Annotated in this window: 13 protein-coding genes; 8 read left to right on the forward strand and 5 right to left on the reverse strand. The window is 72.5% G+C overall.

Going from position 1 to position 15,636, the window contains the following annotated elements; translation table 11 throughout:
* Nucleotides 1-10: 10 nt before the first annotated feature.
* The 4 genes from ABEA10_RS19410 (at nucleotide 11) to ABEA10_RS19425 (ending at nucleotide 3,557) form a co-directional block, all read left to right on the forward strand.
* Nucleotides 11-907 (forward strand): shikimate dehydrogenase family protein, encoded by an 897-nt coding sequence (locus ABEA10_RS19410; RefSeq protein WP_345465611.1) that lies wholly within the window; start codon nucleotides 11-13, stop codon nucleotides 905-907.
* Nucleotides 904-1,842 carry a phosphotriesterase family protein gene (locus ABEA10_RS19415; protein WP_345465614.1) on the forward strand — a complete coding sequence of 313 codons (939 nt, stop codon included), beginning with the start codon at nucleotides 904-906 and terminating at the stop codon, nucleotides 1,840-1,842. The genes ABEA10_RS19410 and ABEA10_RS19415 overlap by 4 nt, the downstream gene beginning before the upstream one ends.
* Before the next feature lie 111 nt (nucleotides 1,843-1,953).
* Complete coding sequence (locus ABEA10_RS19420) at nucleotides 1,954-2,712, forward strand: GntR family transcriptional regulator (protein WP_345465617.1); 759 nt, start codon at nucleotides 1,954-1,956, stop codon at nucleotides 2,710-2,712.
* 77 nt (nucleotides 2,713-2,789) lie between these two features.
* Nucleotides 2,790-3,557 (forward strand): sulfite exporter TauE/SafE family protein, encoded by a 768-nt coding sequence (locus tag ABEA10_RS19425; protein WP_345465619.1) that lies wholly within the window; start codon nucleotides 2,790-2,792, stop codon nucleotides 3,555-3,557.
* Between the two features lie 69 nt (nucleotides 3,558-3,626).
* On the opposite strand, the gene ABEA10_RS19430 is transcribed toward ABEA10_RS19425, so the two are convergent.
* Both ABEA10_RS19430 and ABEA10_RS19435 read right to left on the reverse strand, forming a co-directional pair.
* Complete coding sequence (locus ABEA10_RS19430; protein WP_345465621.1) at nucleotides 3,627-5,195, reverse strand: carboxylesterase/lipase family protein; 1,569 nt, start codon at nucleotides 5,193-5,195, stop codon at nucleotides 3,627-3,629.
* 263 nt (nucleotides 5,196-5,458) lie between these two features.
* Nucleotides 5,459-6,508, reverse strand: coding sequence for an ROK family protein (locus tag ABEA10_RS19435; protein WP_345465623.1), 1,050 nt, complete (start codon nucleotides 6,506-6,508; stop codon nucleotides 5,459-5,461).
* 268 nt (nucleotides 6,509-6,776) lie between these two features.
* On the opposite strand from ABEA10_RS19435, the gene ABEA10_RS19440 reads away from it, so the two are divergent.
* From ABEA10_RS19440 to ABEA10_RS19450, 3 genes are all read left to right on the forward strand, one after another.
* A complete protein-coding gene (locus tag ABEA10_RS19440) occupies nucleotides 6,777-7,967 on the forward strand; it encodes a cytochrome P450 family protein (RefSeq protein ID WP_345465625.1) in 1,191 nt (396 codons plus the stop codon).
* A gap of 74 nt (nucleotides 7,968-8,041) precedes the next feature.
* A complete protein-coding gene (locus ABEA10_RS19445) occupies nucleotides 8,042-9,421 on the forward strand; it encodes an MFS transporter (RefSeq protein ID WP_345465627.1) in 1,380 nt (459 codons plus the stop codon).
* Nucleotides 9,422-9,604: 183 nt separating this feature from the next.
* Nucleotides 9,605-10,465, forward strand: coding sequence for a helix-turn-helix domain-containing protein (locus ABEA10_RS19450; RefSeq protein ID WP_345465629.1), 861 nt, complete (start codon nucleotides 9,605-9,607; stop codon nucleotides 10,463-10,465).
* 12 nt (nucleotides 10,466-10,477) lie between these two features.
* Here the strand turns inward: ABEA10_RS19450 and ABEA10_RS19455 are convergent, their stop codons facing one another.
* The gene (locus ABEA10_RS19455) at nucleotides 10,478-11,296 is read right to left on the reverse strand and encodes a YceI family protein (RefSeq protein ID WP_345465632.1); all 819 of its coding nucleotides are present in this window, start codon (nucleotides 11,294-11,296) and stop codon (nucleotides 10,478-10,480) included.
* A 23-nt stretch (nucleotides 11,297-11,319) separates the two neighbouring features.
* Nucleotides 11,320-13,692: an MFS transporter gene (locus tag ABEA10_RS51175; protein WP_425550925.1), complete on the reverse strand. Its 2,373-nt coding sequence runs from the start codon at nucleotides 13,690-13,692 to the stop codon at nucleotides 11,320-11,322.
* Nucleotides 13,693-13,901: 209 nt separating this feature from the next.
* Here ABEA10_RS51175 and ABEA10_RS19470 point away from each other — a divergent pair, with 209 nt between their 5' ends.
* Nucleotides 13,902-14,561: a TetR/AcrR family transcriptional regulator gene (locus ABEA10_RS19470; protein ID WP_345465634.1), complete on the forward strand. Its 660-nt coding sequence runs from the start codon at nucleotides 13,902-13,904 to the stop codon at nucleotides 14,559-14,561.
* Nucleotides 14,562-14,627: 66 nt separating this feature from the next.
* Here ABEA10_RS19470 and ABEA10_RS19475 read toward each other — a convergent pair whose 3' ends face one another.
* Nucleotides 14,628-15,557 (reverse strand): ArsR/SmtB family transcription factor, encoded by a 930-nt coding sequence (locus ABEA10_RS19475; protein WP_345465636.1) that lies wholly within the window; start codon nucleotides 15,555-15,557, stop codon nucleotides 14,628-14,630.
* Nucleotides 15,558-15,636: the final 79 nt, after the last annotated feature.

The raw sequence follows: 15,636 nt of genomic DNA on the forward strand, positions 1-15,636 counted from the left end.
CGAAGCCGTCATGGAGTTCATCGGGGTGAGCACCGGCGGATCGTCGATCATGCGCGTGTTCCCGGAATGGGCGCGCGTTCTCGGCCTGCCCACCGCCCGCCTCATCGGGCACGACGTCCCGCTCGACGCCGCTCCGGACCGGTACCGCGCGCTGGTCGCCGAGATCAAGGACGACCCCCACCGGCTGGGCGCGCTGGTGACGACGCACAAGATCGCCGTCTACCGGGCGGCGGCCGACCTGTTCGACGAGATCGACGAGTTCGCCGCCCTCTGCGGGGAGATCTCCTCGATCTCCAAGCACGGCGGCCGGCTCATCGGGCACGCCAAGGATCCGATCACCGCCGGGCTCTCGCTGGAGGAGTTCCTGGCGCCGGACCACTTCGCGCGGACCGGCGGCCACGTGCTGTGCCTGGGCGCCGGCGGAGCGGGCACGGCGATCGTCTGGTACCTCGCCCGCCGCGCCGACGCCCCGGAGCGGATCGTCTGCACCGACGTCTCGGCGGACCGCCTCGCCGGGCTCCGCGACGTGCTGACCCGGGGCGGGCTGGACGACCGTACGCTGGCCGGCCACCGCGTCGAGGGTCCCGCGGACGCGCTCCTGGCCGAGCTGCCGCCGGGCAGCCTGGTGATCAACGCGACCGGGCTGGGCAAGGACCGGCCGGGCTCACCCCTGAGCGCGGACGCCGTCTTCCCGGCCGAGGCGCTGGTGTGGGAGCTGAACTACCGCGGCGAGCTGGACTTCCTGCGGGCCGCGTGCGCCCAGCGCGAGCGGGCGGGGCTGACCGTCGTGGACGGCTGGCGCTATTTCGTCCACGGCTGGTCCCAGGTGGTGGCGGAGGTGTTCGGCGTCGAGCTGACCGGGCCGACCGTCGAGGAGCTCTCGCGGGTCGCCGCGCGGGTCCGATGATCAGAACCGTACTCGGCGACCTCGCGCCCGCCGACCTCGGCCGTACCGACTACCACGAGCATCTGTTCCAGGTGAGCCCGCTGCTGCCGGGCGACGAGCTCGACGACGAGGCGCGGAGCGGGGCGGAGGCGGCCGAGCTGCGTAACGCGGGCGTGGACGCCATGGTCGAGGCCACACCGGCCGGGCTCGGCCGCGACGCGTTCGCGGTCGCCCGTATCGCCCGCGTCACCGGCCTGCACATCGTGCTCACGACCGGAGCGCACCGCCGCGAGCACTATCCCGGCGATCATCCTCTGCTCGGCATGGACGCCACCGCGCTGGGCGCGCTGTTCACCGCCGAGCTCACCGAGGGCGTACGCGACGACGCCGCGCCGACCGTCCCCCGGCCGGACGCGCCGCCCGCCGGTCTCCTCAAGGCGGGCATCGGTTACTGGTCGATCGGGCCGTTCGAACGCCGAGTGCTGGCCGGCGTGTCGGCCGCGCATCGCGCCACCGGCGCGCCGGTGATGGTGCACCTCGAACACGGCAGCGCGGCGTTCGAGGTGCTCGAGTCGCTCGCCGACCTGGGAGTGCCCGCCGACCGGATCGTGCTCGCCCACGCCGACCGCAACCCCGACCCCGGCCTGCACGCCGAACTGTGCGCGACCGGCGCCTACCTCGGCTACGACGGCATGGCCCGGCACCGCTCGTGGCCCGACTCGACCATCCTGGACTGCCTGGTGCGTACCGCCGAACTCGGCGGCGCCGACCGGCTCCTGCTCGGCGGCGACGTCGCACGGCGGACCAGGTACCGCGCGTACGGCGGCATGCCCGGTCTCGTCTACCTGCCCGCCCGGTTCGTGCCGCGCCTGGAGCGGACCGCCGGCCCCGGCCTCGTCCGGCGGGTCCTGGTGGACAACCCCGCACGGCTGCTGGCGTGGAGCCGGCCGCGCTGAGGGGTGGCGGAACCCGTTGTCGTCGGCCCAGAACCTCCTGGTCACGCGTTAATGCAGGTCAATAAGGGTGGCGTAACTCTGGCGTAATGTGCTGTGACTAGTGTCGGGCCCATGGAGACGGGTCCCGCGGTGTCCTCCCGGCCCCGCGCCGAGCGAGCACGGCGAGCCGCCGACGTGCTGCGGCAGCAGATCACCAGCCAGGCGTTCGAGGGCGGCAGGCTGCCCGACGAGCGCGTACTCGCCGCGCAGCTGGGGGCCTCGCGCAACGCGATCCGTGCGGCCCTCGGGCTGCTGCGCGCCGAGGGACTGATCACCCGGCGGCGCGGGGTCGGCACCGTCGTGGCCCAGCAGCGCTACGGCCACAGCCTGGACCGGCTGGCCGGGCTGGCCGAAACCCTGGTCGGCCGCGGCGAGATCACCAACGAGGTCCGCGCCGCTCACCCGGTCGCCGGCGTGCCGGACGCCGTCGCGCGCCGGTTGGAGCTGTCCCGCGACGCGGGCGCGGTCTACCTGGAGCGACTCCGTCGGCTCGATGGCGAGCCCCTCTCGCTGGACGCCACCTACCTGCCCCTGGACATCGGCCGCCCGCTGCTGGAGTGCGAGCTGACCGACCAGGACGTCTTCGTGCTGCTGGAGCGGATCAGCGGGCAGCCGTTGGGCCGCGCCGACCTCGCCGTGCACGCGATGACCGCCGGTGCGGACACCGCGGCCCTGCTGGGCATCCCCGCCGGGGCGGCCGTCTTCGCGATCGACCGGCTCACCCGGCTGGCCGACGGGCGTCCTGTCGACGCCGAGACCGTTCACATCCGCGCGGACCGGCTCGTCCTGCAGGCCACTTTGCACCGCGGCGCCGTCCCCTCGGCGCCCTGACCCGTCGTCGTCGACTCTCCCTGGAGGTCTGTCGTGGCTCCCCCACGTCTCGCGCATGCCCGCACGGTGACGCCCCGGTGAGCGGCCTGGAGCCGCCCACGCTCATCGCGCTGGCCGTACTCGGGCTGGTGGCCGGCGTCGGGATCACCGCGATCGGTCCCGGCGGAGTGCTGGCCACCATCGGCCTGTTCGCCCTGACCGCTCTCACTCCCGCGCAGGTCGCCGGGACCGCCATCGTCACGCACGTCGCGACCGGGGCGCTGGCCACCGCCGCCTACACGCGTTCCGGGCACCTCCGCGACCCGCACACCCGCCGTACCGCGCTGACGCTGGCCGCCGCCGCGGTCGTCGGCACACCGCTGGGCGTGCTGATCAACAGCGTCGTCTCCGGGCAGGCGTTCGGCATCGTGCTCGGCGTCTTCTCCGCGGGTATCGCCGCGCTGGTGTGGTACCGCGACCGCCGCCCGCGGGCCGACCCGGCGGGCCATCAGCTCCGCGCCGAGGTGGTCGCGGCCGTGGGCTTCGGTGTCGCGGTGGCCAGCGGCCTGGTCGGCGTCGGCGGCCCGCTCCTGGCCGTCCCGCTGCTGGTCACCCTCGGCGCGCCCGTACTCTCCGCGCTGGCCGCCGCCCAGGTCCAGTCCGTGGTCATCGCCGGTGTCGGCACGCTGGGCTACCTCGCCGCCGGCGCCATCGACTGGCCCCTCGCCGCCCTGGTCGGCGTTCCGGAACTCGCCGGAGTCCTGCTCGGCTGGGTCATCGCCCGCCGCCTGCCCGCCCGCACGCTCAAGTACGCCCTCATCGCCAGCCTCATCGGGCTCGCCCCCTACCTGGCCCTCCACGGCTGACCGGCGCGCGAAGCGGCCCACGGCTCGATGCCGTGGGCCGCTCGCCAGGTTCCCACGGACGTCGGTGTCTCAGGACGAGAGACTCTTCCAGAACGCCGTGTCGTGCTCGGCGCCGAACCGGTCGGTGACCGCCGAGCACGCGGCCGGGGGCTTGCCGGTGGCCGGCGAGGTGTCGCAGGCCACGAGCGACATCATCAGGTCGGTCCGCTGGCTGTACTTCGGCCAGGTCGGGGTGGCGGCGCCGTTCGGGTCGCCGGTCGTGGCGAATCTGCCCCAGTAGCGGATCATCTGGTTGGACAGGTCGAGCTCGTCGTCGGTGTACGGCAGCGTCTGGCCGAGGTAGTCCCAGAGGTAGCCGAGGTCGTCGACGTGGGTGGCGCCGAACGGATGGTTCCGCGCGGCCTCGCTCTTCTGCTGGATCCGGTAGATGGAGGTGAACTGGGGCGTGTCACTCTCGGCGAACTCATAGGCGTACGTCGGCACGTACCGGGACAGCTGCGCGTAGAGCCGCTGGCGGGTGTAGGAGGCCGAGTCGTCCTGCACCGTGGTCCACGCGACGTCCGGCGAGTCGAATTCGCCCACCGGATACTCGGCGAGCACCTTGCCCGCGTCGTCGCCGTAGGTCGACCGGACGAGCGCCTCGTACTGGTCGGCGGTCAGCGGCTTGCCCACGTAGTCGTAGTTCTGGAAGGTGAACAGCGACCGCTCGTTGTTGACCTGCCCCAGCAGCACGGGCACGCGGTTGGTCCGCCCGGCCGGCACCGCCGTCGCGGGGTCGGCCGGGAACGCCGCTCCGCCGACCGAGGGCCGTACGCCCGCCTTCTGCTGGGCGGCGAGGAGGTCGGCGGCCGGCTTGCCGCGCAGGCACGCGAGCACGTCCGACGCGCCGGAGCAGCCGGCCGCCTGGACGAACGCCAGGCCGGTCTTCTCCCCGTCCGCGGCCGACGACATGCCGCACCCGCCGCTCATGATGATGGCCCGGGAGAAGAGTCCCTTGGCGGTCGGAGAGGCGATCTGGTCGCAGACCGACGAGCCGCCGGCGGACTGACCGGCGATCGTGACGTTCCGCGGGTCGCCGCCGAAGCCCGCGATGTTGGCCTGCACCCAGCGCAGCGCGGCCTGCTGGTCGAGCAGCCCGAAGTTGCCGGGCCCGTCGGCGCTCGCCTGCCGCAGCTGGGGCAGGTTCAAGAACCCGAGCGCGCCCAGCCGGTAGTTGACCGTGACGACGACGGCGTTCGCCTGCTGCACGAACTCGCGGGGGTTGGTGTCCTGGCCCGCGCCGCCGGTGAAACCGCCGCCGTGGATCCACACGAGCACCGGACGCCGCCCCTGCGCCTGCTTCGGCGCGTAGACGTTGAGCGACAGGCAGTCCTCGGTGAGGGTCGGGTTCTCATAGCCGGGGTCCCAGCCGGAGGTCTGGGCGCAGCGGTGCCCGAACCGCGTCGCGTCGCGTACCTCGCTCCACCCGGCCGCCGGCCGCGGGGCGGTCCACCGCGACTTGCCGGTCGGGCTCGCGGGGGCGTCCGGGCCCGAATGGTCGGCGGCATGGGCCATGGCGCCCGAGGCGCCGATCGTCAGGATCGGAACGAGCGCGGCCGCGGTCAGTGCGGCCCGGCGCTGGTGGGAAAGGCCTCTCACGTGAAGCTCCTTGGCGGAGGGCCACGCTCGGATCCGCGGCATGGCACGGCGCGTCCAGTACGGGACAGCGCGTCCCGTACTGAGGCAGCGCGTGCGGCGGAGGGCTCGAGGGTGGCGCGGCGGAGTGACGGGGACCGTGGTCGGGTGGGACGCGGGGCGGGGTTGACACGGGTGACCACCAGCTGGTGCGCAAAGCGCAAATAGGACATTCGGCCGTGTCAATGGCTGAATGCGGCGATGTCAGGCGCCGTTAATGTAAAGAGTTAAGACATAAAAGGGGACGGGCGACCGCCCGCCGACCCGAAGTCCTCGACGAGGCCGAAGGCGACCGCGATCCCGCCCAGCGCCTCGGCGTGCGCTCCGCGCCCGGCGCCGGTGACGACGAGATCGTGCAGCGCGGCCGGATGGGTGTAGCGGTCCAGCGCCTCCCGGATGCCGCGCAGCACGGGTTCGCCGAGGGCGCCGACCGCGCCTCCGACGAGGATCGCGTCCGGATTCATGGCCGTCACCAGGGTGGACAGCGCCCGGCCGATGGTCCGGCCGGCGTCGACGAGCAGGGCCCGCGTCCCACGGTCGCCCGCGTTGGCCAGGCGCACCAGGTCGGCGAAGCCCAGGGAGACGCCGGGATGCGCCGGCTGCAGCACCTTGATCAGGGCCGCACTGGAGGCGACCGTCTCCAGGCAGCCGCGGTTTCCGCAGATGCAGACGTCGCCGTCGTCGACCATCCGGATGTGGCCGATGTTTCCGGCGTAGCCGCGCCCCCGGTAGATGCGCCCGCCCACGATCAGACCGGCGCCGATCCCGTGTGAGATCTTGACGTAGACGAAGGTGCCGAAGCGCGACCCGGCCCCGAAGGCGGCCTCGCCCGCGGCCCCCAGATCGGCGTCGTTGAGCACCCGCACCCGGTCGGTGTACGCGTCGAGGCGCAGGGCCTCCAGCGGGTCGAGGTCGCCGAACCAGGGAGCGACCGGCCGTCCGGCCAGGTCGACCGGTGAGGGAACGCCCACCACGGCTCCGATGACACCGTCGGCCTCCACCTTCGCCGCGGCCGCCACGTCGGTGACCAGCCGCGCCGCCTCGGCCAGCGCCCGCTCGGCGCGGAGCCGCTCCTCGAACGCCACGACCCGCTCGTGCACGACGTGACCGGACGCGTCCGCCACGATGGCTCGGACGTGGGTGTGGCCGATGTCGACGCTCAGGGCACGGCCGCCGGGCAGGGCCGGCGCGAGCAGCTGCGACGGGCGGCCCTTGCGCGCGCCCGACGCGTCCTTGCCGACCTCGCGGATCGCTCCGGCGGCCAGCAGCTCGGTCACGATGCCCCGCGATCGTGGGCCGCGACAGGCCCGTGGCGGACATCAGCTCGGCACGGCTGGCGGGCCCGCGCTCGCGCAGCACGCCGAGAACGTGGAGCCGGTGCAGCTCACGCACGGCGTCACCACGGCCCGCGACCATCCGCCCTGACTCCCATTTCTGGCAACCGGTTTGGCCGAATGGTGCCACATCTCGACGCGTTGCCGCACCGCGCCTATCGGGATACCGTCATCATCTGGATGATCACAACGTATGACAGGAGCATCTGAAATGCTGGAGATCGATCTGAGTGACGCGGAGGTCGTCCGGGACCCCTTCGCCGCGTACGGGCGCGTCCGCGAGCAGGCTCCCCTGGCGCGGCTCCGGGTGCCCGGCCTGGACCCGTGGTGGGTCGTGACGCGCCACGAACCCGCGCGCGCGATGCTGGCCGACCCGCGCCTGGAGATCAGGGCCGACAGCTTCATGCGGCCCGACGTACCCGACGACTGCCTGCCCTACATGCGCACCATGTCCGAGATGAACGGGCCGGAGCACGCCCGGATGCGCACGCTGGTCGCCCCGGCGTTCACGCCGCGCAGGGCCGCCGGGTTCCGGCCGCGGATCGAGCGGATCGTCGAGGGACTCCTCGACGATGTGGAAGCACACGCCGCCGATGACGGGACGGTGGACCTGCTGCCGCACTTCACCCGTCCGCTGCCGATGGACGTCATCTGCGAGCTGGTCGGCGTCCCCGGCCCCGACCGACCGCGCTGGCGCGCGTACGGCGCCACCGTCGCGGGCGGTGCCGGCCGCGCGTTCGCCGAGGCCATCCCGGGCATCATGGACGGCGCCAAGGCCGCCATCGCCCGCCGGCGCGCCGAGCCCGGTGACGACCTGCTCGCCGACCTCATCACCGTCCAGGCCGAGGACGGCGACCGGCTCACCGACGCCGAGATGGTGACCCTGGTCTGGCACCTGGTCCTCGCCGGTCAGACGCCCGCCAACCTCATCGCCAACGCCATCGTCGCACTGCTGACCCACCCCGGCCAGCGCGACGCGCTGCGCGACGACCCGGACCTCATGCCCGGCGCGGTCGAGGAGCTCATCCGCTGGTGCGGCCCGACACTGCTGTCGATCCCGCGTTACGCGCGCGAGGACGTCGAGCTCTGCGGCGTACGGGTGCGCGAGGGCGAGGCCGTGACCGCCGCCGTCACCGCCGCCAACCGCGATCCGCGCGTCTTCCCCGATCCCGAACGCCTCGACGTCACCCGCCCGAAGGGACCGAACGGACATCTGGGCTTCGCCCACGGACCGCACTTCTGCCTCGGCGCCTCGATCGCCCGCGTGCAGACGCAGGTCGCGCTCGCCGCGCTGCTGCGCCGCCACCCCGGCCTCGCACTCACCGCGACGCCGGAGGAGCTGCGCGCCCCCGACCCGGGCACGTGGCGCCTCACCGCGCTCCCGGTGACCCTCAACGCGTGACGCCGGCACCGACCGGCGTATGATCCCATCCTGACCACATTGTAAGACTTGTATCTCACTATTTGGGATGGCGCATGAGTGAGCGGATCGGGTTCTCGGGCATGTGCCTCGCGTACTTCGCGATCATCCTGGACGGGAGCGTGCTCAACGTGGCCGTGCCCGCCATCCGCGACGGCCTGGGCAGCTCGATGGCGGGCGCGCAGTGGGTGCTGAACGGCTACACGCTGACGCTGGCGGCCCTGCTGCTCACCGCCGGGGCGCTGGGCGACCGGTTCGGGCTGCGGCGGACGCTGCTGGCCGGGGTGGCGGTCTTCACTCTCGCGTCGGCGGCGTGCGCCCTGGCGCCCACCACCGGCGTTCTGGTCGGCGCGCGTGTCGTGCAGGGGGTCGGCGCGGCGGCGCTGCTGCCCGCGACGCTCGCGCTCGTACCGCACCTGTTCGCCGAGGCCGACGCGCGGGCCCGCGCCACCGTCTTCTGGGTCGCCACCGGGGCGATCTCGATGGCGGTGGGACCGCTGGTCGGCGGCGTTCTGATCGACGCGGTCGGCTGGCGCGCGATCTTCGTGCTCAACCTGCCCGTGGGCGTGGTGGCCACCCTGCTCGTCCGGGCCGGCGTCCCCGAGACGCCCCGGCACACCCATCCCGTGGACCGGGCCGGCCTGGTCACCGCCGCCGCGACACTCGCCCTGCTCACCGGCGGGCTGATCGACGCCGGGTCGGCGGGCTGGGCGGCACCGGCGACGCTCGGGCTGCTGGGCGCCGCCGTCGTGGCCGGGGCGGCATACGTGATCACCGCGCGGCACGCCGCCCATCCGATGCTGCCGCCCTCATTCTTCGCCCTGCGGGTCCGCGCCGCGGCCGTCGCCAGCGCCGGCCTCATGGGGTTCCTGTTCTACGGCGCGCTGTTCGTGATGTCGCTGTACTTCCAGCAGATGCGCGGCTGGACCCCGGGGGCGTCCGGCGTCGCACTGCTGCCCATGACCGTGGGCAGCACGATCGGCCCGCTCGTCCTCTACCGCCCGCTGGCGCTCCGGTACGGGCACCGCGCCCTGCTGCTCGGCGGCTTCGCCTGCTGCACCGCCGGGATCGCCACGCTGGCCGGCGCCGGCACGCGCGCCCCGTACGCCGTCCTCGCCACCGGGCTGCTGCTGATCGGCGTCTCTAGCACGATGGTGTTCTCCGCGCTGACCTCCCTGCTGATCGGGAACGTCCCGACGGCGCAGTCCGGCCTCGCGTCGGGCGTCCAGAACACCCTGCGGCAGAGCGGCGCCCTGATCGCCGTGGCCGTGCTCGGCTCCCTGCTGAACACCTCCTCCCCGGCGTCCCGCCTCCCGGCGGCGTCCGCGGCCCTGGTCGCGGTCGCCGTCATCGCGGTGACCCTCGCCGCCGGCAACCTCCGCACCGCGGACGCTCCGCTGGAGCCCGCGCCCGCGCCGGCCGCCGGCCGCTCGTGACCTCGGAAAGGCCCTCCGCCCAATCGGGTTGGGATCGCATGAAAGAAATCTTGTGAAAGGAGAGAATCATTCTCCCCCGAGAAGGCCGGAATCGAACCGGCTCCAGGGCTCGGGTGCGCGATGCGCCGATCAGGCGCTTCACCGGGGCCGCCAGTGGCATATTGGGTCTCATACCGCACGACAATGAGCGGAGCTCCTGTGTCTGTAGAACATCGCGAACCGAACATCAACGCGCGCCGACTGGGGCTTTACTTACGGACAATTCGGGAATTCCTTGAATTGTCGTACGACGAGGCGGCGGTTCAGATCGGATGCCGGTCGGACTGGCTGGTCCGGGTGGAGACCGGGTTCGAGTGGCCTTCACCCGTCGAGGTGGAGCGGATGATGGACCGCTACCAGGTCCGGGGCTCCATGGTGGCCGACGTGGTGATCGATCTGGCGTCCCGCCCGAACGGCCCCGAATGGCTGAGCACCCACGCCGAGCGGTTGAAACCCTCCACCCGCGACGTCCTCCTCATGGAGTCGGAGGCCTCGGTCATCCGCACCTACGGCGTGCTGACCGTCCCGTACCTGGCACGCGCGGAGGCGTACGTCCGCCACATCGCTCCCCGCATCGACCCCGACTGCGACGTGGACGCCGAATGGCACCTGCTGGACAGCCGCCAGCGCCACCGGCCCGGTGGCCGGCGACGCGACCTCGACGTGATCGTCGACGAGGGCGCGCTGACCCTGCAGCTCTCCGAGCCCGAGGTCATGGTGGACCAGCTGCGCCATCTCCTCGACCTGAGCATGCGCCCGGACACCACGATCCGGGTGATCCCGCGGGGCGCGCCGTTCTACGAGGCGCGCGCGAACCCCTTCGACCTGCTGGAATTCCCCGAGGTCAGCGACCGGCTCGCGCTCGTCCACAGCGCCCTGGGCACCCATTTCACCACCGTGGACCTCACCGACACGTGGAACCGCATCGAGGAGGGCGACGCCGTCCCGCCGGAGGAGAGCCGCGCTCTCATCCGGCGTCTGATCGACGAGCTCCCCCAGGGGTAGCGGAGACGGTGGTCACGCCTGCGGCAGAGATTCGCCCTGCACCGCCTGGATGTCGAGTTCCACCTTCAGCGTGGTGCCGACCATCGCCATCCCGGTCTGGAGCACCTGGTTGTAGTTGATCGCGAAGTCCTCACGGCGCAGCTCGGTCGTGGCGCGGAAGGCGGTGCGGACACCGCCCCAGGGGTCGGGGCCGGTGCCGAGGTAGGTGAGGTCCAGGTCGACGGGGCGGATGACGCCGCGCAGGCCGAGTTCGCCGTGGACGGTCCAGCGGTCGGGCCCGGCCGGGGTCAGGCCGGTCGAGCGGTAGGTGATCTCCGGGTACTGCTCGACGCCCAGGAAGTCGCCCGTCCTGAGGTGGTCGTCGCGCATGCCGTTGCGGGTGTCGATCGAGGCGGCGCGGATCACCGCCTCGACCCGGGACTTGTCGGCGTCGGGGGCGACCTCGATGCGACCACCGAAGTCGGTGAAGTGGCCGCGTACGCTCGACAGGCCCAGATGCTGGGCCACCGCCGCCACGGAGGAGTGGGCCGGGTCGATGGTCCACGGGCCCGGCGGGGGCAGTTCGGCGCCGCCCTGGCGGCCGAGCACGATCTGGCCGAGTTCGGCGCGCCCGCTGCTGGTGACGAGCGCCGTGGACGCGGCGGGTGTGTAGCCGGGTGCGGTGACGATGACGGTGTAGCGGCCCGGGGTCAGGGGCGCGTCGTCGGCGACGGCGCCCTCGGCGTCGGCCTCCGCACGCATGATTTGCGTGCCGGTCATGTCGGTCACCGTGAGCACCGCGTTCGGCACGGCCCAGCCGTTGCGGGCGCGAACCCGCGCAGTGAGTGACATACGTTTCTCTTCTCTTCTTCTGGCTACTCGTCGCCGGGGGCGAGCTCGAGGTCGTGGCCGTCGACGTCGCCGCCGGTGACGACCACCTCGGCGGACTGTGGCCGGTAGCCGGTCGCGACGACGGTGTAGACGCCGCCGTCCAGGTCGGCGAAGGCGTACTCACCGTCGAGCCCGGTCGTGGTGGTGGCGACCACGTTGCCCGCGGCGTCCACGATCGTCACGCGTGCGTCCCTGAGCGGTGCGCCTCCGCCGCGGATGGTGCCGCGCACCTGCGCGCCCGGCTGGAGCCGTACGTCGACGCGAGCGGTCTCACCGCTCTCGATCTCGACGGGCAGGGCCAGCGGCCGGTGCTTGGGCGAGTTGACCGCGAGGGTGACCGTGCCCGGTGTCAGGTCGTCGACGGTGAACTCGCCCAGCGCGTCGGTCTGCCCGGTGGTCAGGACGTCACCGTGGGCGTCGGTCACGACGATGACCGCTCCGGCGACCGGTGTCCCGCTGTCCGCGGCCCGCACCGTACCGGCCAGGCCGCTGCCGCTCCCGAGCAGGATGTCGTACCGCATCGGCGTGTCACCGACGACGATCGTCGAGGCGTGGGGCTTGTGGCCCGCCGCCGAGGCGATCAGGAAGTACGAACCTGCGCGGGGCACTCCGATGCCGTACGAGCCGTCCCCCTGCGCCAGCGAGCGGCCGAGCTGCTGGCCGCCCAGCGAGATCAGCGTCACCGCGGCCCCGGTCACGGGCGTGTTGTTCGCGCTGTGGACGCGCCCGCCGACCAGGATCCCGCCGCTCGCCCCGTCGCCCGGAACGGCCCCGGCGGAGGCGAAGGCCGGCGCAGGCTGCGCGTGGCTCGGAGCCCCGCCGGCCTGCGGGAAGCCGTCCATCCCGTTCGACGCCGCCGCCATGGGGGCGGCCATGGCCGGCTCGGCGGGCCGGAACGGCTCCGCCTGCTGGAACGACGCCGCGGGCGCCGCCGCGGTGGCGGCGGCCCGCCGGCGGCCGGGCAGGAACATGGCGAGCAGGAAGGCGAGGACCGCGGCGCCACCGGCGATCGCCATCACGGTACGGAAGCCGTCCAGGGAGGGCAGGGCGACGTTTCCGAAGGTGTTGGTCATCTTGGCCAGGATGGCGCCGGCGACCGCGCTGGAGATCGACGTACCGAGGGACCGCATCAGGGTGTTGAGGCTGTTGGCGGCGGCCGTCTCGGAGGCGGGCACGGCGCCCATGATGAGCGCGGGCATCGCGCCGTACGCGAAGCCGATGCCGGCGCCGATGACGCAGGAGGCCAGGATGAGCTCCCAGACGGCGTGCAGCAGCACGATGTTCAGCCCGTAGCCGACGGCCACGATCAGGACGCCGATCATCAGCGTCACCTTCGGCCCCATGCTCTTGGTGACGATGGCGGACAGCGGTGCCATGGCCATCATCACCAGGCCGGTCGGGGCCAGGACCAGGCCGGCGTGCAGTACGGACTGGCCCAGGCCGTACCCGGTGGCCTTGGGCAGCTCGAGGATCTGCGGCAGGATCAGGGACGTCCCGAACATCGCGAAGCCGGTGGCCACCGACGCGAGGTTGGTGAACAGCACCTGGCGGCGCACGGTGGTGCGCAGGTCCACCAGCGGCTGCCTCGCGCGCAGCTCGAACCAGCCCCAGAGCAGCAGGACGACGACGGCCGCGGCGAACAGCCCGAGGGTCGTCCGGCTGGTCCAGCCCCAGTCGGCGCCCTTGGAGATCCCCAGCAGCAGGCAGACCAGGCCGGCCGCCATGCCGATGGCGCCGAGCAGGTCGAAACGCCCGCCGCTGCGTACCGCCGACTCGTGCACCAGGAGGAGGACGAGCAGGGTGACGAGGACGCCGAGGCCGGCGGAGACCCAGAACAGCGTGTGCCAGTCGTAGTGGTCGGCGAGGAGTGCGGCGGCCGGCAGGCCGAGCGCGCCGCCGACGCCCAGAGAGGCGCTCATCAGCGCGGTGGCGCCGGCGAGCCGCTCGGCGGGAACCTCATCGCGCATGATGCTGATGCCCAGCGGGATCACGCCGGACGCCATGCCCTGTAGGACCCGCCCGACGATCATCGGGGTCAGGGAGTCGCTCAGCGCGCACACGACCGATCCGACCACCAGCATGACAAGGCTGAAGAGCAGCATGAGGCGCTTGCCGTACATGTCGCCGAGGCGTCCCATCACCGGGGTGGCGACGGCGGCGGCCAGCAGCGTGGCGGTGACGGCCCATGCGGCGTTCGACGCGGTGGCGTGCAGCAGGCGGGGAAGCTCGGGAACGATCGGGATCACGAGCGTCTGCATCAGCGAGACCACGATCCCGCCGAAGGCGAGGACCGCTACGACGACGTTCGCCCGCGGCGGGGCGGCCGCCCCTGGCGCGGGGGGCTGGGCGTGGGACATGGGTCGAGCCTCCGTACGTATGTCCAGGGGTGCCGATGCGGCGGAACTAGGGCGCGTCTCAAAGCCCCGCTGTGAGACGCGCCCTAGCGTCGATCGCTCGACTCACGAGATGCGGAAACCTCCATCGGCGAGCGTGCCCGATGCTCGCTTTTAAATCAAGTGATTGACTTATCATAGCGGAAGAAGGTTGCGACGGTGAGGAGACGACGATGGCGAGCGGAACGGCACGCGCCGAACGAGTACAGGCGACGCGAGAGGCGATCCTGGCCGCGGCCGAGCGACTGTTCGCCGAGCACGGGGTGTTCGCCGTGTCCAACCGCCAGATCAGCGAGGCCGCCGGGCAGGGCAACAACGCCGCCGTCAACTACCACTTCGGCACCAAGACCGACCTGGTCCGCGCGATCGTGCGCCGGCACAGCGAGGCCATCGAGCGGATCCGCGTACGGATGGTGGCCGAGGCGGCCGGCTCCACGGATCTTCGCGACTGGATCGCCTGCCTCGTACGCCCGAACGCCGAGCACCTGGCCACGCTGGACGGCCCCAGCTGGTTCGCCCGGTTCGCCGCGCAGGTGCAGACCGACCCGGAGCTGCGCGAGATCATGACCGCCGAGTCGCTCACGTCGCCGTCGCTGAACCGGGCCGTGGAGGGGCTGAAGCGGTGCCTGCCCGAACTGCCCCCCGAGGTACGCGCCGAACGCGACGAGATGATCCGCCAGCTGATGGTGCACATGACCGCGGAGCGCGAACGCGCCCTGGCCGACGGGCGGCCCACCGCCCGCGCCACCTGGCACGACGCGGCCACCGGCCTGATCGACGCGATCGTCGGACTGCTGCAGGCGCCGGTCACTCCGGCACAGGGCGGCTCCTGAGCGTCGCCGCGCGAGGTCACGCGAGCACCGGACGGAACCGCTCGGCTCCATCTCATCCGGTAGGTCTTACTCCGCGTTGAGCAGACGCAGGCCGAGCGGCGTGATCAGATGCGTGACCGCCCTGCCGGTGCGGCGTGTGACGACCAGCCCGCCGCGGCGCAGGGTCCGGGCGTGTTCGGACGCCGACGCCCCGCTGATCCCCAGAGTGCGGGCGAGCTCGGAGGTCGTCCGTGGCGCGGTCAGTACGCGCAGGACGGCCGCGCGGGTCTGGCCGAGAAGCGCGCCCAAGCCGTCGCCGGCCTCCGGTTCGATCAGCGGCAGGGGAGTGAGCGCCGGATAGACCAACAGCATCGACCCGTCCGGATGGACGTTGGTCCGCGGCCCGCCCGTCCAGAACGGGGACGGCAGCAGTGTGAGGCCGTGTCCCCCCAGCAGCCGTTCGCTCTCCCACGGCGCGTTCAGCTCCAGCGTGGTGCCGTCCCACCGGGAACCAGGACAGATGCTGACGAGGGCCGCTCGCAGCCCTTCCTCCGACAACAGCATCCGCCGCCATGCGACGTCGGCGTGGAAGCTCGCGCGGATGCGGGTCCACTCCGCTTCGATGAGGCCGTCGTACGCGCCGCGAAGCGCGCGCTCCAAGGTGCGCCAGGCGTCGCGATCGCGGTCGATCAACCCCTTCGTCCAGGGCGTGGGCCGACAGCTCCGGGTGAGTTCCGCGTCCACGTCGTCGCGCGGGGTCGACAGCACTCTGTCCAGGCCGTCATCGAAATCCTCGCTGACCGGGTCGAGGAAGAGGGGCCCGCCGGCGGTGGGCGGGATCAGTTCGAAGAGCGGTCGCGTGCTGCGAGGCAGCCGGATGCGGCGGGCCCAGCGCGTGAACACGGCGTCGTCGCGCTGGAGCGCGGCGATGGCCATGCCCAACTCCAGTAGCGGGGCCGGGTCGGAGGCGATGCGGACCCGCAGGAGGTCCTCTGCCGTGAAATGAATTCGGAGCACTTCGGCCTTTCGCTCTACACCGAAACCCTCGCACGTGACGGCGCTTGCTCTCAATGATGCGCGATACCACGAAAGTTGA

Origin of the sequence: Actinoallomurus oryzae (assembly GCF_039541955.1) — a bacterium.
Classification (GTDB): domain Bacteria; phylum Actinomycetota; class Actinomycetes; order Streptosporangiales; family Streptosporangiaceae; genus Actinoallomurus; species Actinoallomurus oryzae.